Raw genomic sequence first — 23,579 nt, forward strand, 5'->3', positions numbered from 1 at the left:
CTGATCGATCTAGCGGTAACGATGTGCGCCACAACGAAAAAGCCCCGCACGAGGCGGGGCTTTTCGTCAAACCGATGGGGCTCAGATGCCGGCGGCGATGCGCAGGGCTTCGGCCTTGTCGGTACGTTCCCAGGTGAACGCGGTGAAGGTGTCGTCACCGTAGGACATCTCGAACGGCTTGCGGCCGAAGTGGCCGTAGGCTGCGGTCGGCTGGTACATCGGGTGCAGCAGGTCGAGCATCTTGGTGATCGCGTACGGACGCAGGTCGAAGTGCTCGCGAACCAGTTGGACGATCTTCTCGTCACTGATCTTGCCGGTGCCGAAGGTGTTGACCGAGATGGAGGTCGGCAGGGCCACGCCGATGGCGTAGGACACCTGGATCTCGCAACGCTCGGCCAGGCCGGCGGCGACGATGTTCTTGGCCACGTAGCGGCCGGCGTAGGCGGCGGAACGGTCGACCTTGGACGGGTCCTTGCCGGAAAAGGCGCCGCCGCCGTGACGGGCCATGCCGCCGTAGGAGTCGACGATGATCTTGCGGCCGGTCAGGCCGCAGTCGCCCACCGGGCCGCCGATCACGAAGTTGCCGGTCGGGTTGATGTGGAACTGGGTGTCCTTGTGCAGCAGCTCGGCCGGCAGCACGTGCTTGACGATCAGCTCCATCACGCCTTCGCGCAGGTCGGAGTACTTCACGTCGGGGTTGTGCTGGGTGGACAGCACGATGGCGTCGATGCCGACCACCTTGCCGTTCTCGTAGCGGCAGGTGACCTGGCTCTTGGCGTCCGGACGCAGCCACGGCAGCAGGCCGGACTTGCGGGCTTCGGCCTGGCGCTCCACCAGACGGTGGGAGAAGCAGATCGGCGCGGGCATCAGCACGTCGGTTTCGTTGCTGGCATAGCCGAACATCAGGCCCTGGTCGCCGGCGCCCTGGTCTTCCGGCTTGGCGCGGTCGACACCCTGGTTGATGTCGGGGGACTGCTTGCCAATGATGTTGAGGATGCCGCAGGTGGCACCGTCGAAGCCGACGTCGGAGCTGTCGTAGCCGATGTCGATGATGACCTTGCGCACCAGCTCTTCCAGGTCGACCCAGGCGGAGGTGGTGACTTCACCGGCGATGATGGCGACACCGGTCTTGACCAGGGTTTCGCAGGCGACGCGAGCGTGCTTGTCCTGGGAAATGATGGCGTCGAGGACGGCATCGGAAATCTGGTCGGCGATCTTGTCCGGATGGCCTTCGGACACGGATTCGGAGGTAAACAGGGAGTATTCGCTCATCTATCGGTTTTCCTATTAGTTACCGGTGGGTGAGTTCGCTTCGTGAATCCGGTTTGGCGAAGTGCCTCACCTGAATCTGAAAGCCGTTTCGCAAGCCAATGTAGAGGCTCTCGCCGGGCGTGAGCCCCGCGGCATTGGCCCAACGGGCCAGGTCGTCCTGTTCGAAGCCCAACCATAGATCGCCGCAGGCCTCCCTGGCCCAACTCTGGCTGTGGCTGCACAACTCGGTCACCAGCAGGCTGCCTCCCGGCTGCACCCGCTGGGCCAACTGTTTCATCGCATCGGCCGGCGCGGCGAAATGGTGCAGGACCATGTTCAGCACCACGCAGTCGGCGGCCGCCTGCTCGTCATTCAGGGCATCGGCCAGTCGCAGTTCGACGTTGCCGAGGCCTTCCTCGCTACAGCGCATCCGCGCCAGCTCCAGCATCGCCGGGCTGTTCTCCAGTGCGGTGACGCGGGAGAAGCGTCGCGCCAGTTCCGGCAGGAAACCGCCGTCGCCGGGGCCGACTTCCAGGGCCGTCGACGCGGCGCCGAAGTCGAGGGCGTCGAGCACGGCCAACACGCTGTCGCGGTATTGCGGCAATCCTGCGATCAGGTCTTGCTGCGCCTGGAATTTTTCCGCCGCGCGGGCGAAGAAGTCACGACTGACCGCTTCGCGCTGGGCGTGTACGTCCTTGATGCGGGCCGCGATCTCGGCCGGCAGCTCCAGTTCGTCCACCTCGGCCAGCAGCGCCGTCTGCAGCATGCCGCCGACGCGCTCGCTCTGCGCCAGGGCGCGGCGGTAGAAGATCGCATTGCCTTCGCGCCGGGTGGCTACCAGGCCCGCCTGGGCCAGCACCTTGAGGTGGTGGCTCATGCCCGACTGGCCGGTGGCGAAGATCTGCGCCAGTTCCAGCACGCCGTACGAGTCGTTGGCCAGGGCCCGCAGCACGTTCAGGCGCAGCGGATCGCCGCCGGCCTTGCACAGGGCGGCCAGCTCGTCGCTGTCGTCATGACGGATCTGGGGTACGCGCAGGCTCATAGGGGGCGCAGTCTAGCCCCCGCCCCCTGGTGTCGCAATGCCAATATCAAAAAGTTTTGATATTGCCTGATCGGTGGTCGGCGCGCGGGCAGGCGGGCCCCTGCCTGAGGGCCGTGGCAGGACTTTCGCGCAATTGAGCGGTGAAGTGCGACCATCTGTGATTGCCCGCGACCTGCCGGCTGGGCGAAAATAGCGGCCTTTTTTCGATTAGCCGTCTATTCAGACCTGCAGGAGATAAGCGATGCCCAGCCGTCGTGAGCGTGCCAATGCCATTCGTGCCCTGAGCATGGATGCTGTGCAGAAAGCCAACAGCGGCCACCCCGGCGCCCCAATGGGGATGGCCGATATCGCCGAAGTGCTCTGGCGGGATTACCTGCAGCACAACCCGAACAACCCCGAGTGGGCCAACCGCGACCGCTTCGTGCTGTCCAACGGCCACGGCTCGATGCTCAACTACTCGCTGCTGCACCTGAGCGGCTACGACCTGACCATCGACGACCTGAAGAACTTCCGCCAGCTCGGCAGCCGCACCCCGGGCCACCCGGAATATGGCTACACCGCCGGCGTGGAAACCACCACCGGTCCGCTGGGCCAGGGCATCGCCAACGCGGTCGGCTTCGCCATCGCGGAAAAGACCCTCGCCGCCCAGTTCAACCGTGACGGCCACAGCATTGTCGATCACAACACCTATGTGTTCCTCGGCGATGGCTGCATGATGGAAGGCATTTCCCACGAAGTCTGCGCATTGGCCGGTACCCTGGGCCTGGGCAAGCTGGTGGCCTTCTACGACGACAACGGCATCTCCATCGATGGCGAAGTCCACGGCTGGTTCACCGACGACACCCCGAAGCGCTTCGAGGCCTACGGCTGGCAGGTGATTCGAAATGTCGACGGCCATGACGCCGACGAGATCAAGACCGCCATCGAAACCGCGCGCAAGACCTCCGACCGCCCGACCCTGATCTGCTGCAAGACCGTGATCGGCTTCGGTTCGCCGAACAAGCAGGGCAAGGAAGAGTGCCACGGCGCGCCGCTGGGCAATGACGAAATCGCCCTGACCCGCGCCGCCCTGGGCTGGACCCACGGCCCGTTCGAAGTCCCGGCCGATATCTACGCCGAATGGGACGCCAAGGCCGCAGGTGCCGCCCGCGAGGCCGCCTGGAACGAGCGCTTCGCCGCCTACGCCGCCGCCCACCCGGAGCTGGCCGCCGAGTTCCAGCGCCGCATCAAGGGCCAACTGCCGGCCGACTTCTCCGCCAAGGCCGATGCCTACATCGCCGAAGTGGCCGCCAAGGGCGAAACCATCGCCAGCCGCAAGGCCAGCCAGAACGCGCTGAACGCCTTCGGCCCGCTGCTGCCCGAGTTCCTCGGTGGCTCGGCTGACCTGGCCGGCTCCAACCTGACCCTGTGGAAAGGCTGCAAGGGCGTGTCCGCCGAGGACGCTTCCGGCAACTACCTGTTCTACGGCGTGCGCGAGTTCGGCATGAGCGCCATCATGAACGGCATCGCCCTGCACGGCGGCTTCATTCCCTATGGCGCCACCTTCCTGGTGTTCATGGAGTACGCCTGCAACGCCGTGCGCATGGCCGCGCTGATGAAGAAGCGCGTGCTCTTCGTCTACACCCACGACTCCATTGGTCTGGGCGAAGACGGCCCGACCCACCAGCCTGTGGAACAACTGGCCAGCCTGCGCTGCACCCCGAACCTGAACACCTGGCGTCCGGCCGACGCGGTGGAATCCGCCGTGGCCTGGAAGGCCGCCATCGAGCGCAACGACGGCCCGAGCGCGCTGATCTTCTCCCGCCAGAACCTGCCCCACCAGACCCGCGACGCCGGCCAGATCGCCGACATCGCCCGTGGTGGCTACGTGCTGAAGGACAGCGCCGGCGAGCCGGAACTGATCCTGATCGCCACCGGCTCGGAAGTCGGCCTGGCCGTGCAGGCCTATGACCAGCTGACCGCCGCCGGCCGCAAGGTGCGCGTGGTGTCCATGCCGTCCACCAACCTGTTCGACCAGCAGGACGCCGCCTACAAGCAGGCCGTACTGCCGGTTCAGGTCGGTGCGCGCATCGCCATCGAAGCCGCTCATGCCGACTTCTGGTACAAGTACGTCGGCCTGGAAGGCCGCGTGATCGGCATGACCAGCTTCGGCGAATCGGCTCCGGCCCCGGCGCTGTTCGAGCACTTCGGCTTCACCGTCGACAATATCGTCGCCACCGCCGAAGAGCTGCTGGACGTCTGAGTAGGATGGGTTGAGCGCAGCGATACCCATGCTGCGTTCTGATGGGTATCGCAAGCTCAACCCATCCTACGGTCTTTTTCTCCTGGCCCCGCGAGCGCCCCATGCCCAGCAATCGCCCTTTCAAAGTTGCCCTCAACGGCTACGGTCGCATCGGCCGCTGCGTGCTGCGCGCGCTCCACGAGCGCGGTGACGGGGCGAATTTCGAGATCGTCGCGTTGAACGACCTGGCCGACCAGGCCAGCATCGAGTACCTGACCCGCTTCGACTCCACCCATGGCCGGTTCCCCGGTGAAGTGCGGGTGGACGGCGATTGCCTGCATATCAACGGCGATTGCGTGAAGGTGCTGCGCAGCGCCGAGCCGGAAGGCATCGACTGGGCCGCCCTGGGCGTGGACCTGGTGCTGGAGTGCTCCGGCCAGTACACCCACCGCCAGCAGGCCGAGCGCTTCCTGGCCGCCGGCGCGCCCCGGGTGCTGCTGTCCCAGCCCATGGCTGGCGAGGCCGACATCGACGCCACCATCGTCTACGGGGTCAACCAGGACAGCCTGACCGGCGCCGAAAGGCTGGTGTCCAACGCGTCCTGCACCACCAACTGCGGTGTGCCGCTGCTGAAACTTCTCAACGAGTCCGTGGGTCTGGAGTACGTCTCCATCACCACCATCCACTCGGCCATGAACGACCAGCCCGTGATCGACGCCTACCACCACGAAGACCTGCGCCGTACCCGTTCGGCCTTCCAGTCGGTGATCCCGGTATCCACAGGCCTGGCGCGCGGCATCGAGCGCCTGCTGCCGGAACTGGTCGGGCGCATCCAGGCGAAAGCCATCCGCGTGCCGACGGTGAACGTGTCCTGCCTCGACATCACCCTGCAGACGGCCCGCGACACCTCGGCCGTCGAGATCAACCGCGTGCTCCGCGAGGCCGCCGAAAGCGGTCCGCTGAAAGGCCTGCTGGCCTACACCGAGCTGCCCCATGCCAGCTGCGATTTCAATCACGACCCCCATTCCGCCATCGTCGACGGCAGCCAGACCCGCGTCTCCGGACCGCGCCTGGTCAACCTGCTGGCCTGGTTCGACAACGAATGGGGCTTCGCCAACCGTATGCTCGACACCGCGGACCACTATCTGCGGGTCTCCGCTTCTCGTTAACAACCAGCCCCCGTGAAGGACTGACCCCATGACCGTGTTGAAAATGACCGACCTCGACCTCCAGGGTAAGCGCGTGCTGATCCGCGAGGATCTCAACGTGCCCGTGAAGGACGGCGTCGTGAAGAGCGATGCGCGCATCCTCGCCTCCCTGCCGACCATCAAGCTGGCACTGGAGAAGGGCGCGGCGGTGATGGTCTGCTCCCACCTGGGCCGTCCCACCGAGGGTGAGTTCTCCGAAGAGAACAGCCTCAAGCCGGTGGCCGAGTACCTGAGCAAGGCCCTGGGCCGCGACGTGCCGCTGGTGGCCGACTACCTCGGCGGCGTCGATGTCGCCCCCGGCCAGGTGGTGCTGTTCGAGAACGTGCGCTTCAACAAGGGCGAGAAGAAGAACGCCGATGAGCTGGCCCAGCAATACGCCGCGCTGTGCGACGTATTCGTGATGGACGCCTTCGGCACCGCCCACCGCGCCGAGGGTTCCACCCACGGCGTGGCCAAGTTCGCCAAGGTGGCCGCCGCCGGCCCGCTGCTGGCCGCCGAGCTGGACGCCCTGGGCAAGGCCCTGGGCAACCCGGCCCGTCCGATGGCCGCCATCGTCGCCGGCTCCAAGGTTTCCACCAAGCTCGACGTACTGAACTCCCTGAGCCAGATCTGCGACCAGCTGATCGTCGGTGGCGGCATCGCCAACACCTTCCTCGCCGCGGCCGGCTACAAGGTCGGCAAGTCGCTGTACGAAGCCGACCTGGTGGACACCGCCAAGGCCATCGCCGCCAAGGTCAGCGTGCCGCTGCCGGTTGACGTGGTGGTCGCCAAGGAATTCGCCGAATCCGCCGCCGCCACCGTCAAGGCCATCGCGGATGTAGCCGACGATGACATGATCCTCGACATCGGCCCGCAGACCGCCGCCCAGTTCGCCGAGCTGCTGAAGTCGTCGAAGACCATCCTCTGGAACGGCCCGGTGGGTGTATTCGAGTTCGACCAGTTCGGCAACGGCACCAAGGTGCTGGCCAAGGCCATTGCCGAGAGCCCGGCCTTCTCCATTGCCGGTGGTGGCGACACCCTGGCGGCGATCGACAAGTACGGCGTGAACGAGCAGGTCTCCTACATTTCCACCGGTGGTGGCGCCTTCCTCGAGTTCGTCGAGGGCAAGGTCCTGCCGGCCGTGGAAGTGCTTGAGCAACGGGCGAAGTAAGCGGCTGGCGCAATTGGCCTAAACCCTGGCAGGTGTTCGTGGTCCCTTCATAAGGAACCTGAAGAGGAGCACCTGCCATGCGCTACGCTGCGATTCTGCTGACCCTGGTTGTCGGACTTTCGGGTTGTGCCGGCGGCAAGCCGTCCAGCCCTTGCGAAGTGATAAGCCCGTCCGAGGTCGTAGTCCCGAGCAATCAGGACGACCAGCGGGTAGAGGCGCAGGCCAGTGGCGACCCCACTGTGAGCGCGGAAGGACAACAGCATTGCCCCTGAGGGCGTGGTGCACGGATGGCCGGAGCCATCCCCAAGGAGATGCGCATGAAAGGATGGTTGGCCCTCGCGGGATTCGCCCTGCTGGCCGGTTGCGCCGGGCAGCGGGAAGTCAGCGATGACTGGACCCGCTGGGTCTGTGACAGCCAGACCGAAGTGCTCTGGCGTTTCGCCGATGCCGAGAAGAGCGGCATCGACCTGCGCCTGGGCGGCGGCGACATCGTCCACCGCCTCAAGCGGGAGCCCTCGGGCTCCGGCGCGCTGTACAGCGACGGCAACCTGGCCTTCCACACCAAGGGTGACGAAGGCCTGGTGTACTGGGTGGCGACCGATGACCTCATAGGTCGCGGCTGCAAGGCCCCATGACATTCCCCGGGTAGGGCATGACCGCTCCTCCCCGGGAACTTGAACCCGGCCTGCCCCTGCGGCAGGCTTTGTAATTTGACAGCCCACCCAATCGGGAGACTGAAACACCATGGCACTCATCAGCATGCGCCAGATGCTGGACCACGCCGCCGAATTCGGCTACGGCGTACCGGCTTTCAACGTCAACAACCTGGAACAGATGCGCGCCATCATGGAAGCGGCCGACAAGACCGATTCCCCGGTGATCGTGCAGGCCTCGGCCGGCGCCCGCAAATACGCCGGCGCGCCCTTCCTGCGCCACCTGATCCTGGCTGCCATCGAAGAATTCCCGCACATCCCGGTGTGCATGCACCAGGACCACGGCACCAGCCCCGACGTCTGCCAGCGCTCCATCCAGCTGGGCTTCTCCTCCGTGATGATGGACGGCTCGCTGAAGGAAGACGGCAAGACCCCGTCCGACTACGAGTACAACGTCCGTGTCACCCAGCAGACCGTTGCCTTCGCCCACGCCTGCGGCGTATCGGTGGAAGGTGAGCTGGGTTGCCTGGGCTCCCTGGAAACTGGCCAGGCCGGCGAAGAAGATGGCGTTGGCGCCGAGGGCATCCTCGACCACAGCCAGATGCTGACCGACCCGGAAGAAGCCGCCGACTTCGTCAAGAAGACTCAGGTGGATGCCCTGGCCATCGCCATCGGCACCAGCCACGGCGCCTACAAGTTCACCAAGCCGCCGACCGGTGACATCCTCGCCATCGACCGCATCAAGGAAATCCACAAGCGCATCCCCAACACCCACCTGGTGATGCACGGTTCTTCCTCGGTACCCCAGGACTGGCTGGCGATCATCAACGAATTCGGCGGCGACATTAAGGAAACCTACGGCGTTCCGGTCGAGGAAATCGTCGAAGGCATCAAGCACGGCGTGCGCAAGGTCAACATCGATACCGACCTGCGCCTGGCGTCCACCGGTGCCATCCGCAGCTTCCTGGCCAAGAACCCGGCCGAGTTCGACCCGCGCAAATACTTCGCCAAGACCGTAGAAGCCATGCGCGACATCTGCATCGCCCGCTACGAAGCCTTCGGCACCGCCGGCAACGCCTCCAAGATCAAGCCGATCTCCCTGGAAGGCATGTACCTGCGCTACGCCAAGGGCGAGCTGGCCGCCAAGGTCAACTGATCCCACGGCCTTCACGAAGAGCCCCGCAGTGCGGGGCTTTTTCGTATCCGCCTACAGGAGTTTCCGATGCGTTTGCCCCTGACGATGGTTTTCGCCCTGCTGCTGGTCGGTTGCGCCGCCAAGCCGCAGGTAGCTCCAGTGCCTTCGCCGCCGCAGCAGCCGGTGGCGAGCGATCCGCAGCGCTGCCTGGACCGCACCGACTGCACCACCAAGATCTCGCGCACCCTGCTGTTCGTCTACGACTACGCCGAGGCGGGTGGGGCGCTGGTGCAGCGCAAGGGGGTCTGGCTGTTCACCCCGTCCACGGCCAAGCCGGAGGGTTGGCCGGCGCTGAAGATCCGCCTGGCCGATTCGCCGGACGGGCGCTTCGAGTTCGCCAGCCAGTGCCCGGCGGGCAATTGCCGGATCAGCGATGGGGACCTGCTGCGGGTGTACCGGAGTTACCTGGCGGGCGACCCCTGCCTGCTGACGGATGCGAAGTCCCTGGCCCGCTGCCTGGAATCCACCGCCCTGGTTCCCTCGCCCTGAAGCGGCCGGGGCGTCAGGGCGCCCGGTGCTCGATCTTCAGGCTGTAGAAGGTCGCCGCCCCCGCTTCGGTCTCGTAGCCGCTGTTGTCCTGGGCATAGACCCCAGCCTTGAAGTACAGCGGTTTCGGCGCCCAGTCCGCCGCCAGTTGCTGGCTCCAGAGGCTGCCATTGACCAGCACGCTGAGCAGGCCGGTGGGCGACAACTCGATCAGGTAGCTGAAGCGCTGGTTCAGCGGGATGCCGCTGAGCAGCGGGATCACCGTGCTGGTCTCGTCGCTTGGCGAGTTGCGCACCTTGGCCACGATGTTCGCGGTCTGCGTCTTGGTCTTGAACTGATATTCCAGCTTGAGCAGCGGGCTGGTGCTGCCGTAGGCGTGGATCTGGCCGATCACCAGCTTGCCGGTGGAGGGCACCTGGCTGACGCTGAGGTTGGCGCTGAGCAGGTTGTCGGCGCTGGGGTAGGTCCAGTTGCGCAGCTTGCCGTCGGCCTGGGTCTCGCGTAGCTCGCTGCGCGGGTAGATGGCGTTGGCGGTGGTGGTGCCGTTCACCGGTACCCAGAAGTACAGGCCGGTGGAATTGCTCTGGAAGTAGTGGTCCTGGTAGCCGCCCACCAGCAGCGGGGTCTCGATGGTGACGGCGGGTACGCCAACGGGGAGCGTCAGGTTCCAGGTGGAAAGGTCGATCATGGCGGAGATCTCGAAAGGACCTCCCCGTCGGGCGCTGCTTTTTCTCGTCACCCGGAGGCCGGGTGGGCGTTGCGGCCAATCGCACTCGAACGGGAAGTGAAGGTTGCCAGGTGGCAGGGGCTGCCGTGTCGTCCGAAGGCGTTTGGGCCGTCTCGCGATTGCTTTATACGAAAGCCATCGGCGGCCTGTCAGTCACCGATTGTCGGTATGTTGGCGTCAATAATATGTCTATTATGGCGTTTGCCAGTATTGCGCTATCGCCTGCCGGGGCCCGGCCCAGAGCGGCTGGCCTTGATCGATAAGGGAATTCTTCCGCAAGCACCGCCGGTTTTTTGTAAGACCCGTGGCGAAGGTGCTCGCGGCGAGCGGGTTGCGGCGGGCGAAGGATTTGCGGGAAATCTGAACTACGTCGCAAAGCCTCGTTGCAGAGGGCTCCGACCGGCGACGGCGGCGGGGCGCTCGTCCTCGGGTAAACTGTCGCGTCTTTTCAGTCCCGGCCTCCGTACCCTGCCATGACCAGTCTCAAATACCTTCGCGGCTACCCGGCCAGCCTCCAGGACCAGGTGGCGCAGATGATTGCCGGCGACCGCCTGGGGGACTACCTGGAGCGCCGCTACCCGGGGCGGCATGAGGTGCAGAGCGACAAGGCGCTCTACGGGTACGCCATGGCCTTGAAGCAGGAGCACCTGCGCAACGCGCCGGCACCGGACAAGGTGATCTACGACAACAAGCTCGACGTGGTGCACAAGGCCCTCGGCCTCAATACCGCGATCTCACGGGTGCAGGGCGGCAAGCTCAAGGCGAAGAAGGAGATTCGCGTCGCCTCGCTGTTCAAGGACGCCGCGCCCGAGTTCCTGCAGATGATTCTGGTCCACGAGCTGGCGCACCTGAAGGAGCGCGACCACAGCAAGGCCTTCTACCAGCTCTGCGAGCACATGCTGCCCGGCTACCACCAGCTGGAGTTCGACCTGCGGATCTACCTCACCTGGCGCGAGCTCTAAGCTCTGTACGAAAAGTACCTGCGCTCGGTGATGCTGCGTTAAAAACAGGCTCGTGCGCGAGTCCGATCAGAATGCTCATTTACAACTCGTAAACTCGAGTGCGAGCCCAGTCCGCTTCCTCGCCTGTTTGACTCGCTAGCGCTCGCCCTTCGGGCCAGCCTTCGGCTGTTACTCCCGTTGGTCGTTGCGCCTTGCCTGACCTTCGCTCGGAGACTTTTCGTTTAGACCTCGCCATGGCCAGCGGCTGCTAGGCTCAGGAGAGCAGCCGACCGAGGCCAGCGGACATGCGTCCGAGATTCCGCATCCTCTGTGTCATCCTCTGGGTGCTGGGCCTCGTGCCCTTCGCCGGCGCCCGTGACTTGCTCGCGGTCGGCACCGAGTTCCCCGGCCTCTATGTCCTGGCCCCCAGTGGCGAACCCACGGGGCTGGGCGTCGATGTGCTGCGCGCGGTGGCGGCGGAACTCGGCCACCAGGTGCGTTTCGAGCTCTACCCCTGGGCCCGCGCCCAGAAGCTGGTGGAAGAGGGCCGCGCCGACGTCCTGATCGGCCCGTACCGCACGGCCGCGCGGGAGCGCCGATTCCAGTTCGCCGAGCCCGGTTTCTACCGCGACCGGGTGCTCTTCTATGCCCGCAAGGGCACTGCCGCGACCTGGGACGGCAGCCCCGCCAGCCTGATGGGGCAGCGCATCGCGATCATCCATGGGTGGATCTACGGCGAGCGCTTCGAGGCCATGCGTGGCAAGCTCGACCTGCACGTCGCACCCTCGGTGGAACTGGCCTTCCGCCTGCTGATGGCCGACCGCGTCGACCTGGTGGCCAGCAACCAGCGCGACTCGTTGCCGCGCATCGACGAACTGGGCATTGCCACCGACGTACGCGAACTGGAGCCGGAGATCGACAGCCAGGTGGGCTACTTCGCCTTGCCCAGGGGCGAATCCCACCGGCAGTTGCGCGACGACATCGGCCGAGTCCTCGGCCAGATGCGTGCCGATGGTCGGCTGGCGAAGATCGCCAAGCCTCATGGCGTGCCGGTGCCCTGAGCACGCCGTCCGATTGCGCGCCGTGTCTCTTGGGTAGCGCCATGGGCGTGGTTACACTGCCGCACCTGGACGGGGAGAAGTGGCTTGAGCGCAGAAGAGTCGGATTACTCGATTTATCGCAGGGTGGTCACCCAGCTGATGAATGGGGAGGAGCAGCTACCCAGCCTGCCGATGATCACCCTGGACATTCGTCGTGCCCTGGCCGACCCCAATGTCTCGGTGATCCGGCTCAAGCAGCTCATCAGCAAGGACCCGGCCCTCAGCGCCCTGCTGATGAAGCACGCCTCCAGCATCCTGCTGCGCTCCAGCCAGCCGCCCAAGACCCTGGATGATGTGATCCGCATGCTCGGCCTGCAGGAAGTGGATCGCATCACCCTGGCGCACAGCCTGAAGAGCCTGTTCACCCTCCACAGCGCCGCCCACAAGCAGCTGTTCGTCGTCCTCTGGGGCCGGTTGACCCGCCAGGCCGCGACCAGCGCCGTGCTGGCCCGGCCCCTGGGTTATCCCTCGGCGGACCAGGCGCTGCTCGCCTGCCTGCTCTGCGATGTCGGCGAGCTGGCGGTACTGTCCGCCTTCAAGGACGCCAGCCAGGTACCGACCCCGGACGTCTACGCCCGGCTCTGCCGTGAGTACGGCCAGTCCCTGGGGCTGGTGGTGCTGAAGAAATGGGGGCTCGACCAGGGCTACGTCGACCTGGTGCGAAGCGCGAGGAACTGGGACGCCGACAGCGGCGCCCGCCTTGGCCTGGTGGATCTGGTCAACCTCGGTCTCTACCACGCCCAACGCGAGGAGCCGCGCGGCGCCCAGCTGCCGCCGATCCAGCAGCTCGCCGCCTATCGCAAGATCGTGCCGCCGCTGGACGCCCTGGACAGCGCTGGTGGCCTGGCCCTGGTCAGCGAGCAGAAGGACGCCATCCAGCGCATGGTCAGCCTGTTGCGCTGAAGGCCACACCTATACTCAGGCGTACCGCTACCCTCCGGGTGATCCATGCGCCGACTGCCGCTGCTCTGCCTCAGCCTGGTCCTGGCCTGGGCCCATCCCCTCCCGGCCGCCGAACAATGGCGAGTGGCGGTGGCCGAGGTGCCGGGGCTGGCCGAAGCCGATGGCAGCGGGCCGCTGCCGGAGCTGATCCGCGCCCTGGACGCGCAACTGCCGGATGTCGAGTTCGAAGTGCAGATCACCCCGTTCGCCCGCACCTTCCACTTGCTGCAGAACGGCCAGTGCGAATTCCAGGTGCCGTTCCTCGGCAACCTGCCGCACCTGCCGGCGGGCCTGCGCTACGGCTCGGGCGATCTGTGGCGGGTGCGTTTCGGCCTGTTCACCCAGCGCGCCAATAGCCTCAGCGTCGCCCAGTTGCTCGACCCGGCCCACGCCCTCAGTGCCGAGCGTCTCGCGGCCAGCGGCCTCGCTCCGGCGCAGCAGACGCAACTGCAACCGCTGCTCGGGCGTAGCTGGCGCGTGGACGAGTTGCAGGAGCAGCTCGCCGCACCGACAGTCGACCCGGCCCTGCGCAAGCTGGCCTATCCCTACCGGGTCGAGACCGACCGTGCCCACGCGCCCTGGCTCGGGTTCCCGGCGCTGTCCAGCAACAGCGTCGAGAGCAGCCTGCAGAAGCTGGTGCGTGGGCGCATCGACGGCTACGTCTTCTCGGCCAAGGAAACCGAGCACGAAATCGACCGCCTGGGCCTGCGCGAACAGCTGCGCGCGCAGGACTTCGGCCTCTATCCGGTGAAGTGGCTGGTGCCGGACAACCCCCGGGGTGTCGAGGTGGACCGGCGCCTGGTGCAGGCCTTGCGCAAGCTGCGTGCGCAGCCCGACTTCAAGCGTTTGCAGGCGCCCCTGGACGGGCCCTCCCGTGCCTGGAAGGCCTGGCCCTGAGACCCAGGCGTGGCGTCGCCGGCTAGACCTTCCAGAAGGGTTTGAGCGCTTCGTCCAGCGCCTGCTGGCGGGTCAGGCCGATGTCCTTCAAGGCATGGGCGTCCAGTTCCAGCAGGGCGCGACGGGTGCGCAGGCGCATCCAGAAGCGGTTCCAGCGACTGCCAACGCGGAACGGTGCCAGGGACACCGGCGCGTACCGCTCCTGTTCCAGTTCCCGTGCGTGGAGACTCAGACGTACATCGCTCAGGCCGTTCATCGTTGCGTTCCTCATGCCCTGTGGTGGATCGGGGTGGGAACCATGATGTCCGTCGGGTAAATCTCAATACAGATTCACGATCTGTATATTTTCTTCATACAGATTGCGTGATTTCCTATCTGAATCCTCCATTTCTGGGCTATCTGTACGGGTCGTGATCCGCCATTGCGGCCTTTCTGGAGTCTGTCATGAAGCTCTATATCAAGCTGGCCGAAACCCTCGGGGAACGTATCGAACAGGGCTACTACCGCCCCGGCGACCGCCTGCCCTCGGTGCGCGCCCTGAGCCTGGAGCACGGCGTCAGCCTGAGCACCGTGCAACAGGCCTACCGCGTACTCGAGGATGGCGGCCTGGCCGAGCCGCGGCCCAAGTCCGGCTACTTCGTCCCGCCGCTGCGCCAGACGCCAGCCCTGCCGGAAATGAGCCGGGCGCCGCAGCGGCCGGTGGATGTTTCCCAGTGGAATGACGTGCTCGACCTGGTCAAGCGCAGCTCCCGGGACAACGTGGTGCAGCTGGGGCGCGGCATGCCGGACATCTCCGGGCCGACGCTGAAGCCGCTGCTGCGCAGCCTCGGCCGGATCAGCCGGCGCCAGGACGGCAGCGGCCTCTACTACGACAGCATCTATGGCACAGAGGCCCTGCGCGAACAGGTGGCGCGGCTGGCCCTGGACTCCGGTTGCCAGATCCCCGCCAGCGACATCGTCATCACCACCGGCTGCCACGAGGCGCTGTCGGTGGCGATCCGCTCCACCTGCGAGCCGGGGGACATAGTCGCGGTGGACTCCCCCAGCTTCCACGGCGCCATGCAGACCTTGAAGGGCTTCGGCATGAAGGCCCTCGAGCTGCCCACCGACCCCGTCAACGGCATCAGCCTGGAGGCCCTGGAAATGGCCCTGGAGCAGTGGCCGATCAAGCTGATCCAGCTCACCCCCAGCTGCAACAACCCGCTCGGCTACATCATGCCGGAGGCGCGCAAGCGCGCCTTGCTGACCCTGGCCCAGCGCTACGACGTGCCGATCCTGGAGGACGACGTCTACGGCGACCTCGCCTACCAGTACCCGCGCCCGCGCACCATCAAGTCCTTCGACGAGGACGGCCGCGTGATGCTCTGCAGCTCGTTCTCCAAGACCGTGGCGCCGGGCATCCGCGTCGGCTGGATCGCGCCGGGCCGCTATCTCGACCGGGTCCTGCACATGAAGTACATCTCCACTGGCGCCACCGCCACCCAGCCGCAGCTGGCGCTGGCCGACTTCGTCGGCAACGGCCACTACGAGCCGCACTTGCGGCGCATGCGCAGCCAGTACCAGCACAGCCGCGACCAGATGACCGACTGGGTGATGCGCTACTTCCCCGAAGGCACCCGCGCCAGCCGGCCCCAGGGCGGCTTCATGCTCTGGGTGGAGCTCGGCGAGGACTTCGACGCCCTGCGCCTGAACCGCGCCTTGCTGCCCAAGGGCGTGCAGATCGCCGCCGGCAGCCTGTTCTCCGCCTCGGGCAAGTACCGCAACTGCCTGCGGATGAACTACTCCTCCAAGCCGACCGCGGTGATCGAGGCAGCCGTGCGCGCGGTGGGGGAAACGGTGAAGGAGTTGATGGCGGGAGGGCTCTGAGCCTCGGGTGCACGTTCCTTGTAGGGGCGAATTCATTCGCCAAGCAGGCCGCAGGTCTGCCGTACACCCCCTGGGGCCGCTTCGCGTCCCTTGGCGAATGAATTCGCCCCTGCAGGTATTTCATTCCCCCATGCGGATCAGCCATTTCAAGGATGAACCTCGGCCCAACGCTGGTCGGGGGCTCTTTAGAGTCATTGCCTCACACACAAGGAGGCAATGGACATGCCCAGGGACGATCTCATCCGCGGCCGCGCTTCGATACCCGGCCAGATCTACCACATCACCACGACCACCGAAGGCCGACAGCCGTTGTTCCGGGACTTCCACTGCGCGCGCCTGGCCATCGCCGAGATGCGCCGGCTGGAAGAACAGAACCTGATCCGCTCCGTCGCCTGGGTACTGATGCCGGACCACCTCCACTGGCTGCTGCAGCTGAATGGCCCGATCAGCCTTTCCACCATCATCAAGGTGTTCAAGGGGCGCTCCGCCCGGCGCCTGGGGATGCATCTGCAAGGCAGCTCGAGCATCTGGCAGCGAGGTTTTCATGATCATGCGCTGCGTCGGGAGGAAGACCTGCTGACGGTCGCCCGCTACCTGGTGGCCAACCCCCTGCGTGACGGGCTCGTCGAGCGGATTGGCGACTACCCGTTCTGGGATGCCTGCTGGCTCTGATTCCCCAGGTGGGCGATCAGGCCACCTGCTTCTCGCTCACCAGATGCGCCGCCAGCGTCCGCAACGGCCCCAGCTGGCGGCAGATCAGGCCCAGTTCGGTCTGCACCAGGCGCGGGCGGTCGTCCATGTCTTCGGGCAGATGCGCCAGGTCCCTGGCCAGGGCTTCTTCCTGGTCGCGGTAGATGCTCACCGTGGACTTCTCGGACAGGTTGCCGGCGATTTCATCGAGGCTGCCGGCGATCTGTTCGGCCGCCTCGACGATGGTCGGGGTGAGGGCTTCGCCGGGGTTTTCGCTGCGGTGGGCGCCGAGGGCCGAGAGGTAGCTGAGCAGGGTGTGGGACAGCACCAGGAAGCGGAAGCCGATGTCCGCTTCCTTGCGGAAGTGGCCGGGCTCCATGAGCATGTTCGACAGGGTGGTGGACAGCGCCGCGTCGGCGTTGTGGGCGTTGCGCCGGGCCAGGCGGTAGGCCAGGTCGTCGCGCTTGCCGCTGGCGTACTGCTGCATGATCTGGCGCAGGTAACGGCTGTTGCAGGCCAGGGTGTTGGCCAGCACCTGGTTGAGCCGGCGCCCCTGCCAGTCGGGCAGGATGAAGATCACCGCGAGGCCGGCGATCAGTGCGCCGAGCAGGGTATCCACCAGGCGTGGCAGGAACAGCCCGTAGCTGTTGCCGATCTGGTTGAAGCAGAACAGCACCATCAGGGTGATGGCGGCGGTGGCCAGGGTGTAGCGGGTGGCGCGGGTGGCGAAGAACACCACCCCGGCGACCACGGCGAACACCGACTGCACCAGGGCGCTGGGGAACAGGTCGAACAGCGCCCAGCCCAGCGCCAGGCCGATCAGGGTACCGGCGATCCGCTGCACCAGCTTGCGCCGGGTGGCGCCGAAGTTGGGCTGGCAGACGAATACCGTGGTCAGCAGTATCCAGTAGCCCTGCTCGGGGTGGATCAGGTGCAGCACGCCATAGCCGGCGGTCAGCGCCAGGGCCATGCGCAGGGCGTGGCGGAACACCAGGGAGGTTGGCGTGAGGTTCAGCTTGAGGCGTTCCCAGACGTCTTTCAGGCCCTTGGGCGAGCGATCCAGCAGGCTGGTGTCCTGGGCTTCGGCCAGGGCATCGGGGTTGCTGGCGTCGGTGAGCAACCGGTCGAGGGTGCCGAGGTTACGCGCCAGGGCGTTGAGCGAGCGCAGCAGGCCGCGCCAGGCCGGGTTGCTCTGGATGCGCAGGTGCTCCAGGGATTTGTTCAGGTCTTCCAGGGCCTGGGTGCCGTCCAGGTAGTCGAAGGGTTGTCGCATCTGGATGGCGCGGCCCAGGGCCTGGCAGGCGCCGCCTTGCTGGCGCAGCAGGCGCTGGCAGCGGAACAGCACGTCGCTGTGGAAGAAGGCTTCGGCCAGCTCGTTGTAGGCGTAGTGGGACGAGCTGGCGCGCTCATGGATGTCCTGGGCGAGGAAGTAGAGCTTGAGGTAGCGGTTCACCTTGGGCCCCGGCCGGCCGTTGCCGACCCGGTGCAGGATGATCTCCTTGGCCGCGTTCAATGCCGCCACCACCTTGCCGTTCTGCCGCGCCAGCTCCAGGCGCCGGGCCTCGACGTCGAGCTGGCGAACCGGTTCCAGCAAGGCGGATTTCAACTTGAGGTACTGCCCCAGTTCGCGGAACAGCCGGGCCAGGCTCTGCTGCACCGGCTGGTGGGTGAACAGCGCCTGCCAGAGCACCGAGAGCAGGCCGTACCAGGCGGCGCCGGCCACCAGCAGGGCGGGTTCCTGCCAGAGGTTGGTGGGCGCGCCGTCGCGCTGGTCGACGCCGATCATGGTGTAGACGGAGAGGATAAGCGTCGCCTGGGCGATGGTGGCGTAGCGCTCACCCAGGGCGCCGAGCATGGTCAGGCCGAAGCTGGCGAGGGCCAGGGCGCCGACGAAGACCCAGGGGTAGGGGAACAGCAGTTCCACCGACAGGGAGGCGACGCTGAAGCAGCCGAGGGTCACCAGCAGCGCGGTGAGGCGGCCCTGCCAGCTGTCGTCGGTTTCGGCCAGGGCGCTGGCGATGATGCCGAGGAAGAGTGGGATCAGCAGTTCCATGCGGTCCTGCTGCCAGCACAGCGCCATGCTCCCTGTGAGGGCGACGAAAACGCGCAGGCTGTAGCTGAACTTGTCCAGCGCCCAGAGGCGGCGCAGGGTTTGCGTGAATCGGGTCGAGGGCATAGGGGCCTTGTGGGCGGATGTCCGTGTATGGCTGGGCTGCCGGCTACAGCCTAAGGGCAGCGGGTGGCGCTGTCAGCCACCCTGTCGCATTCGATGCCGGCGCGGGAGTCACAGCGAGGGCGAAGAAAAAACAGGTACGGACGTACCCGATGCGTCTGGTGGCTGCCGAAAATTTGGTGCAGTCTTGGGCTTTCCGTTGGCCAAACCTGTTCTCGGATGCCTGTGCATGAGACGACGTTGTGGTTTTGCCCTGTTCGCCCTGTTACTCGCCGCCGCGAGCGTCTCCGCCGAGACATTGCGCATCGCCGCCGATGTCTGGCCGCCCTTTACCGATGCGAGCCTGCCGGGCAATGGCCTGGCCACCGAGCTGGTGAGCACCGCGCTCAAACGCGCCGGGCACCGCCCCGAATACGTCCAGGTACCCTGGGCCCGTGCACTGCGCGGGCTCGAGGTGGGCGACTACGACCTGATCATCAGCGCCTGGTACAGCGATGAGCGTGCCCGCTTCGGCCAGTTCTCCAAGCCGTACCTGACCAACCGCGTGCTCTTCCTCAAGCGCAAGGGCAGCGACGTGCTGCTGCAATCTCCCGCCGACCTCGCGCGCTACAGCATCGCCGTAGTGCGCGGCTACAGCTACCTGCCGGCCTTCGATGCCGATACCCGCCTGAGCAAGGTGCCGGTGATGGGCTTCCAGATGGGCGCGCGGATGCTCGCCGCCGGGAGGGTGCAACTCACCCTGGAGGATGAGCTGGTGGCGCGCTTCTACCTCAATCGCGAGTTGCAGGACATTCGCGACCAGCTCGAATTCCTGCCCCAACCGCTCTCGGAGAACGGCCTGCATATCCTCGTGCGCCGCAGCCATCCACGGCACGCCGAGCTGGTGGAGGATTTCGACCGGGCCATGCAGGCCATGCGCGAAGACGGTACCTATCAGGCCATCTTCGCCAAGCACGGCCTCTCCGTTCCCGGGAGCTAGAGGATCCGCATCTTGTAGGAACGACCCTTGATCCGGCCTTCGCTGAGGCGCTTGAGCGCCTGCTTGGCAACGCCGCGCTCGACGGCGACGTAGGCCTGGAAGTCGAAGATGGCGATCTTGCCCACCTGGCTGCCGGGAATCCCCGCATCGCCGGTGAGGGCGCCGAGAATGTCGCCGGGACGCAGCTTCTCCTTGCGCCCGCCATTGATGCAGATGGTGGCCATGGGCGGCAGCAGCGGCTCGCGGTTCTTCACGATCAGCTCGTCGATGCGCTGCCAGTTCAGCGGCGCCTGCTGGAGGTTCTCGATGGCCTGGGCGCGATTGGCCTCGGCGGGGGCCACCAGGCTCAGGGCCAGGCCTTTCTCGCCGGCGCGACCGCTGCGGCCGACACGGTGGATGTGTATTTCCGGATCGCGGGAGAGTTCGACGTTGATCACCGCTTCCAGGCCGGCGATATCCAGGCCGCGGGCGGCGACGTCGGTGGCCACCAGCACGCTGCAGCTCTGGTTGGCGAACAGGGCCAGCACCTGGTCACGCTCGCGCTGCTCCAGGTCGCCATGCAGCGACTGGGCGGAGACGCCGTTGTCGCGCAGGTGCGCTTCCAGTTCCTGGCACTGCTGGCGGGTGTGGCAGAAGGCGACGCAGGACTGCGGGCGGGTGCTCTGCAAGAGGCGCAGCACGGCGTCCATGCGCTGGTTGGGGTCGATCTCGTAGAAGCGCTGCTCGATCTGGTTGTCGTCGTGCAGGGCGTCGACCTTCACCTGTTGCGGCTCGCGCATGAAGGTCTTGGCCAGTTGGGCGATGCCCGCCGGGTAGGTGGCGGAGAACAGCAGGGTCTGCCGGCGCGCCGGGAGCTGCCCGATGATGTCGGCGATGCTGTCGTAGAAGCCCATGTCGAGCATGCGGTCGGCTTCGTCGAGCACCAGGGTGTTGAGGCCGTCCAGTACCAGGGTCCCTTTGCGCAGGTGTTCCTGGACCCGGCCGGGGGTGCCGACGATGACGTGGGCGCCATGCTCCAGCGAGCCCACTTGCGGGCCATAGGGCACGCCGCCGCAGAGGGTCAGCACCTTTATGTTGCCGTGGCCCCGGGCCAGGCGGCGGATTTCCTTGGCGACCTGGTCGGCCAGCTCGCGGGTGGGGCAGAGCACCAGGGCCTGGCAGCCGAAGAAGCGCGGGTTCAGCGGCTCCAGCAGGCCGATGCCGAAGGCGGCGGTCTTGCCGCTACCGGTCTTGGCCTGGGCGATCAGGTCCTGGCCCTTGAGGATCAGCGGCAGGGCCTGGGCCTGGATCGGGGTCATGTCGCGGTAGCCCAGGGTTTCCAGGTTGGCCAGGGTGGCCGCGGAAAGGGACAGGGTGGAGAAGGCGGTGGTGGTCACGGGACGGGCCTGCAAGTCGAAATGGCGCGCAGTTTAGCAGGCTACCGCACGCCACCCCCGTCACTCGTCGATATCAGGCTCCAGCCGGCGCACGACGCGGCCACTGTCCGGTGGCAACTGGAAGAAGATCGCCGCCGCCAGCAGGGTCACCGCGCCCACGCACAGGTAGGTGGCGTGGAAGGCCGTCAGCACGCTGGTCGCATCGGGTTTGCCGAAGCCGCCGAGCAGGGCGGCGGCCACCGCCACGCCGAGGCTCATGGACAGCTGCATCACCACCGAGAGCAGGCCATTGCCGCTGCTGGCCTGGTGGTCGTCGAGGTCCAGCAGGGTGACGGTGTTCATCGCGGTGAACTGCATGGAGTTCACCGCCCCCAGCAGGCCCAGGTGCAGGAGCAGCAGCGGGTAGGGCGTGGCCTCGTCGATCAGCGCCAGGCTGGCGATCATGGCGCCCAGCAGCAGCGTGTTGCCCAGCAGCAGGCGGCGGTAGCCGAGGCGGTCCAGCAGGGGCTTGGCCAGGGGCTTGGCGATCATTGCCGAGAGCGCCAGGGGAATCATGGTCATGCCTGCCTTGGCCGGCGAGTAGCCCAGGGCTACCTGCAGCAGCAGCGGGGTGAGGAAAGGCAGGGCGCCGCTGCCCAGGCGCGAGAAGAGGTTGCCGAGGATGCCGGCGGCGAAGGTGCGGGTGCGGAACAGCGAGGGTGCGAACAGCGGCTGCTCCACCTGCACCGCGTGCAGCCAGTAGGCGGCGAGGCAGGCCAGGCCGCCCAGCAGCAGGAGCAGCACCCGTACGTGGGGCAGTTGCAGCTCGCCCAGGCCTTCCAGGGCGATGGTGATCAGCACCATGGAGGCGCCGAACAGCAGGAAGCCCAGCAGGTCCAGGCGTACCGGTCCACTGCCGCGCAGGTCGGGCATGAAGCGCCAGGCGGCGAGAGCGCCGAGCAGGCCCACCGGCAGGTTGATCAGGAAGATCCAGTGCCAGCTGGCGTACTCCACCAGCCAGCCGCCCAGGGTGGGACCGATCAGCGGGCCGAGCAGGCCGGGCAGGGTGATGAAGGCCATGATCCGCACCAGTTCCGTACGCGGGTAGGCGCGCAGCACCACCAGGCGTCCCACCGGCATCATCAGCGCGCCGCCGAACCCCTGCACCACCCGCGCCACAACCAGCTGCGGCAGGCTGGTGGACAGTGCGCAGAACAGCGAGCCGAGGCTGAACAGCAGCACCGCGCCAAAAAATACCCGGCGCGTGCCGAAACGGTCGGCGATCCAGCCCGAGGCCGGGATCAGCAGGGCCACGGTGAGCATGTAGGCGATGATTACCGACTGCATGCGCAGCGGGTCCTCCGCCAGGTCGCGGGCCATGGCCGGGAGCGCGGTGTTGAGGATGGTGGCGTCGAGCGCCTGCATGAAGAAGGCGACCGCCACCAGCCAGGGCAGCAGGCGCGCGGTGCGGGCGTCTAGGGAGACGGGCTCGACCATGGTAGTCCTCGCTTCGATTACCCAGCGCACTGTAGGATTCAATCGGCCCCGTTGCCAGCCGTGTTGGGCCAAGGCCTATTGGCAAGCGGCTGCTACCCTTGCGAGTATCCGACTCGCTCCGCTCCTTTCCCGGCACAGGAGTGCCCTATGCGGTCCCTCGCTGTCCTCGCCCTGAGTTGGCTCATCGCCGTCCCCGGCTTCGCCACGCAGTGGTACCCGCTGCACGTGCTGGTGGATGGTCGCGAAGCCAACTACCAACCGCTCACGGCGGCGAGCAGACCCTGGCGTATCTGCGCCTTGCTGCCCCACGGCATGGATCGCTACTGGTGGGGGGTGGCCTGGGGGCTGGACCAGGAGGCCAAGCGCCTGGGTACCGAACTGGGCATCTACGAGGCCGGCGGCTACCAGTTCGACGCGATGCAGAAGGCGCAGCTGACCCGCTGCATCCAGCTGGCCGCCGACGCCTATGTGATCGGTGCGATCAGCGAGCAGGGTCTGTGCGAACAGCTGGGTCTGCTGCAGAAGAAGAACGTGCCGGTGATCGACCTGGTCAACCGTATCGACTGTCCGGGCGTCAGTGCCCGCTCCCAGGTGAGTTTCGCCGACATGGCCAAGGCCGCCATGGCCTACATCCAGCAGCGCAGCGGCGGTCGCCCGGTGCGTGTGGGCTGGCTGCCGGGGCCGAAGGATGCCGGCTGGGTGATAGACGCCGAGAAGGGGCTCGCCGAAGCGCTCGAGGGCAGCCAGGACGTGCTGGTGCCGGCGGGCTATGGCCCGGTGGACCGCAGCAGCCAGGCGGCGCTGGTGCGCAAGCTGCTGACCCGCGAACCCGGGCTCGACTACATCATCGGCAATGCCGAGGCTGCAGCCTTCGCCGGTCAATTGGTGCGCTCCAGCGGCGGTCGCTACAAGGCCGAGGTGGTATCGCTCTATGCCACCGAGCGGGTGCTCGAAGCCATCGCCGAAGGCACGGTGCAGGCCTCGCCCACCGACTCGCCGGTGATCCAGGCGCGGATCGCCGTGGACCTGGCGGTGCGCCTGCTCGAAGGCCGGCAGGTGCCGGGGCAGGTCAGTCCGCGTATCGAGATGATCGACCAGGCCAACCTCAAGAATTTCGACATCAGCCGCCTGATGCCCCCCAGCGGACACTGGATGATCCGCCAGGAATTGCCGGAGTAGTGCCGGCCTGAGGGCAGGCCTGCGGCC

21 protein-coding genes are annotated in these 23,579 nt (G+C 66.5%); 14 read left to right on the top strand and 7 right to left on the bottom strand.

All coding sequences use genetic code 11. The features are described 5' to 3' along the window. Positions 1 to 81: 81 nt before the first annotated feature. Positions 82 to 1,272 carry a methionine adenosyltransferase gene (gene metK, locus PCA10_RS01825; RefSeq protein WP_016490314.1) on the bottom strand — a complete coding sequence of 397 codons (1,191 nt, stop codon included), beginning with the start codon at positions 1,270 to 1,272 and terminating at the stop codon, positions 82 to 84. 19 nt (positions 1,273 to 1,291) lie between these two features. Further along, positions 1,292 to 2,293, bottom strand: coding sequence for an ArsR/SmtB family transcription factor (locus PCA10_RS01830; protein WP_016490315.1), 1,002 nt, complete (start codon positions 2,291 to 2,293; stop codon positions 1,292 to 1,294). 241 nt (positions 2,294 to 2,534) lie between these two features. Here PCA10_RS01830 and tkt point away from each other — a divergent pair, with 241 nt between their 5' ends. The 6 genes from tkt to PCA10_RS01865 all read left to right on the top strand — a co-directional run bounded on the left by tkt (position 2,535) and on the right by PCA10_RS01865 (position 9,209). Continuing rightward, a complete protein-coding gene (tkt, locus tag PCA10_RS01835; protein ID WP_016490316.1) occupies positions 2,535 to 4,535 on the top strand; it encodes a transketolase in 2,001 nt (666 codons plus the stop codon). A 101-nt stretch (positions 4,536 to 4,636) separates the two neighbouring features. Beyond that, positions 4,637 to 5,683 (top strand): erythrose-4-phosphate dehydrogenase, encoded by a 1,047-nt coding sequence (gene epd, locus PCA10_RS01840; RefSeq protein WP_016490317.1) that lies wholly within the window; start codon positions 4,637 to 4,639, stop codon positions 5,681 to 5,683. A gap of 28 nt (positions 5,684 to 5,711) precedes the next feature. After that, positions 5,712 to 6,872 (top strand): phosphoglycerate kinase, encoded by a 1,161-nt coding sequence (locus PCA10_RS01845; protein WP_016490318.1) that lies wholly within the window; start codon positions 5,712 to 5,714, stop codon positions 6,870 to 6,872. Between the two features lie 317 nt (positions 6,873 to 7,189). Continuing rightward, positions 7,190 to 7,507 (top strand): MliC family protein, encoded by a 318-nt coding sequence (locus PCA10_RS01855; protein WP_041770103.1) that lies wholly within the window; start codon positions 7,190 to 7,192, stop codon positions 7,505 to 7,507. A 109-nt stretch (positions 7,508 to 7,616) separates the two neighbouring features. Further along, entirely contained in the window at positions 7,617 to 8,681 is a 1,065-nt protein-coding gene (gene fba, locus PCA10_RS01860; protein WP_016490321.1) for a class II fructose-bisphosphate aldolase, read from the top strand. A gap of 66 nt (positions 8,682 to 8,747) precedes the next feature. Next, the gene (locus tag PCA10_RS01865) at positions 8,748 to 9,209 is read left to right on the top strand and encodes a hypothetical protein (RefSeq protein ID WP_016490322.1); all 462 of its coding nucleotides are present in this window, start codon (positions 8,748 to 8,750) and stop codon (positions 9,207 to 9,209) included. A 13-nt stretch (positions 9,210 to 9,222) separates the two neighbouring features. Here PCA10_RS01865 and PCA10_RS01870 read toward each other — a convergent pair whose 3' ends face one another. Continuing rightward, positions 9,223 to 9,894, bottom strand: a complete 672-nt coding sequence (locus tag PCA10_RS01870) for a polysaccharide lyase family 7 protein (RefSeq protein WP_016490323.1) — start codon at positions 9,892 to 9,894, stop codon at positions 9,223 to 9,225. A gap of 512 nt (positions 9,895 to 10,406) precedes the next feature. On the opposite strand from PCA10_RS01870, the gene PCA10_RS01875 reads away from it, so the two are divergent. From PCA10_RS01875 to PCA10_RS01890, 4 genes are all read left to right on the top strand, one after another. After that, entirely contained in the window at positions 10,407 to 10,895 is a 489-nt protein-coding gene (locus PCA10_RS01875; RefSeq protein WP_016490324.1) for a YgjP-like metallopeptidase domain-containing protein, read from the top strand. Positions 10,896 to 11,179: 284 nt separating this feature from the next. Then, entirely contained in the window at positions 11,180 to 11,935 is a 756-nt protein-coding gene (locus tag PCA10_RS01880) for a substrate-binding periplasmic protein (protein ID WP_016490325.1), read from the top strand. A gap of 84 nt (positions 11,936 to 12,019) precedes the next feature. After that, a complete protein-coding gene (locus PCA10_RS01885) occupies positions 12,020 to 12,877 on the top strand; it encodes an HDOD domain-containing protein (protein WP_016490326.1) in 858 nt (285 codons plus the stop codon). 45 nt (positions 12,878 to 12,922) lie between these two features. Further along, a complete protein-coding gene (locus PCA10_RS01890) occupies positions 12,923 to 13,813 on the top strand; it encodes a hypothetical protein (protein ID WP_016490327.1) in 891 nt (296 codons plus the stop codon). A 22-nt stretch (positions 13,814 to 13,835) separates the two neighbouring features. Here the strand turns inward: PCA10_RS01890 and PCA10_RS01895 are convergent, their stop codons facing one another. Continuing rightward, positions 13,836 to 14,069: a DUF1127 domain-containing protein gene (locus PCA10_RS01895; protein WP_016490328.1), complete on the bottom strand. Its 234-nt coding sequence runs from the start codon at positions 14,067 to 14,069 to the stop codon at positions 13,836 to 13,838. A 188-nt stretch (positions 14,070 to 14,257) separates the two neighbouring features. On the opposite strand from PCA10_RS01895, the gene PCA10_RS01900 reads away from it, so the two are divergent. Continuing rightward, the gene (locus PCA10_RS01900) at positions 14,258 to 15,679 is read left to right on the top strand and encodes an aminotransferase-like domain-containing protein (RefSeq protein ID WP_016490329.1); all 1,422 of its coding nucleotides are present in this window, start codon (positions 14,258 to 14,260) and stop codon (positions 15,677 to 15,679) included. A 216-nt stretch (positions 15,680 to 15,895) separates the two neighbouring features. Next, positions 15,896 to 16,351 (top strand): REP-associated tyrosine transposase, encoded by a 456-nt coding sequence (locus tag PCA10_RS01905; protein WP_016490330.1) that lies wholly within the window; start codon positions 15,896 to 15,898, stop codon positions 16,349 to 16,351. 16 nt (positions 16,352 to 16,367) lie between these two features. On the opposite strand, the gene yccS is transcribed toward PCA10_RS01905, so the two are convergent. Beyond that, entirely contained in the window at positions 16,368 to 18,545 is a 2,178-nt protein-coding gene (yccS, locus tag PCA10_RS01910; RefSeq protein ID WP_016490331.1) for a YccS family putative transporter, read from the bottom strand. Between the two features lie 226 nt (positions 18,546 to 18,771). Between yccS and PCA10_RS01915 the strand changes: the two genes are divergently transcribed. Continuing rightward, positions 18,772 to 19,521 carry a substrate-binding periplasmic protein gene (locus PCA10_RS01915; protein WP_016490332.1) on the top strand — a complete coding sequence of 250 codons (750 nt, stop codon included), beginning with the start codon at positions 18,772 to 18,774 and terminating at the stop codon, positions 19,519 to 19,521. On the opposite strand, the gene dbpA is transcribed toward PCA10_RS01915, so the two are convergent. Next, the gene (dbpA, locus tag PCA10_RS01920) at positions 19,518 to 20,897 is read right to left on the bottom strand and encodes an ATP-dependent RNA helicase DbpA (RefSeq protein WP_041770104.1); all 1,380 of its coding nucleotides are present in this window, start codon (positions 20,895 to 20,897) and stop codon (positions 19,518 to 19,520) included. The genes PCA10_RS01915 and dbpA overlap by 4 nt on opposite strands. Positions 20,898 to 20,957: 60 nt before the next feature. Continuing rightward, the gene (mdtD, locus tag PCA10_RS01925; RefSeq protein WP_041770491.1) at positions 20,958 to 22,391 is read right to left on the bottom strand and encodes a multidrug transporter subunit MdtD; all 1,434 of its coding nucleotides are present in this window, start codon (positions 22,389 to 22,391) and stop codon (positions 20,958 to 20,960) included. Positions 22,392 to 22,520: 129 nt separating this feature from the next. On the opposite strand from mdtD, the gene torT reads away from it, so the two are divergent. Continuing rightward, a complete protein-coding gene (torT, locus tag PCA10_RS01930) occupies positions 22,521 to 23,552 on the top strand; it encodes a TMAO reductase system periplasmic protein TorT (protein ID WP_016490335.1) in 1,032 nt (343 codons plus the stop codon). Positions 23,553 to 23,579: the final 27 nt, after the last annotated feature.

The organism is Pseudomonas resinovorans NBRC 106553 (assembly GCF_000412695.1).
In the GTDB taxonomy this organism is placed as follows: Bacteria; Pseudomonadota; Gammaproteobacteria; order Pseudomonadales; family Pseudomonadaceae; genus Metapseudomonas; species Metapseudomonas resinovorans_A.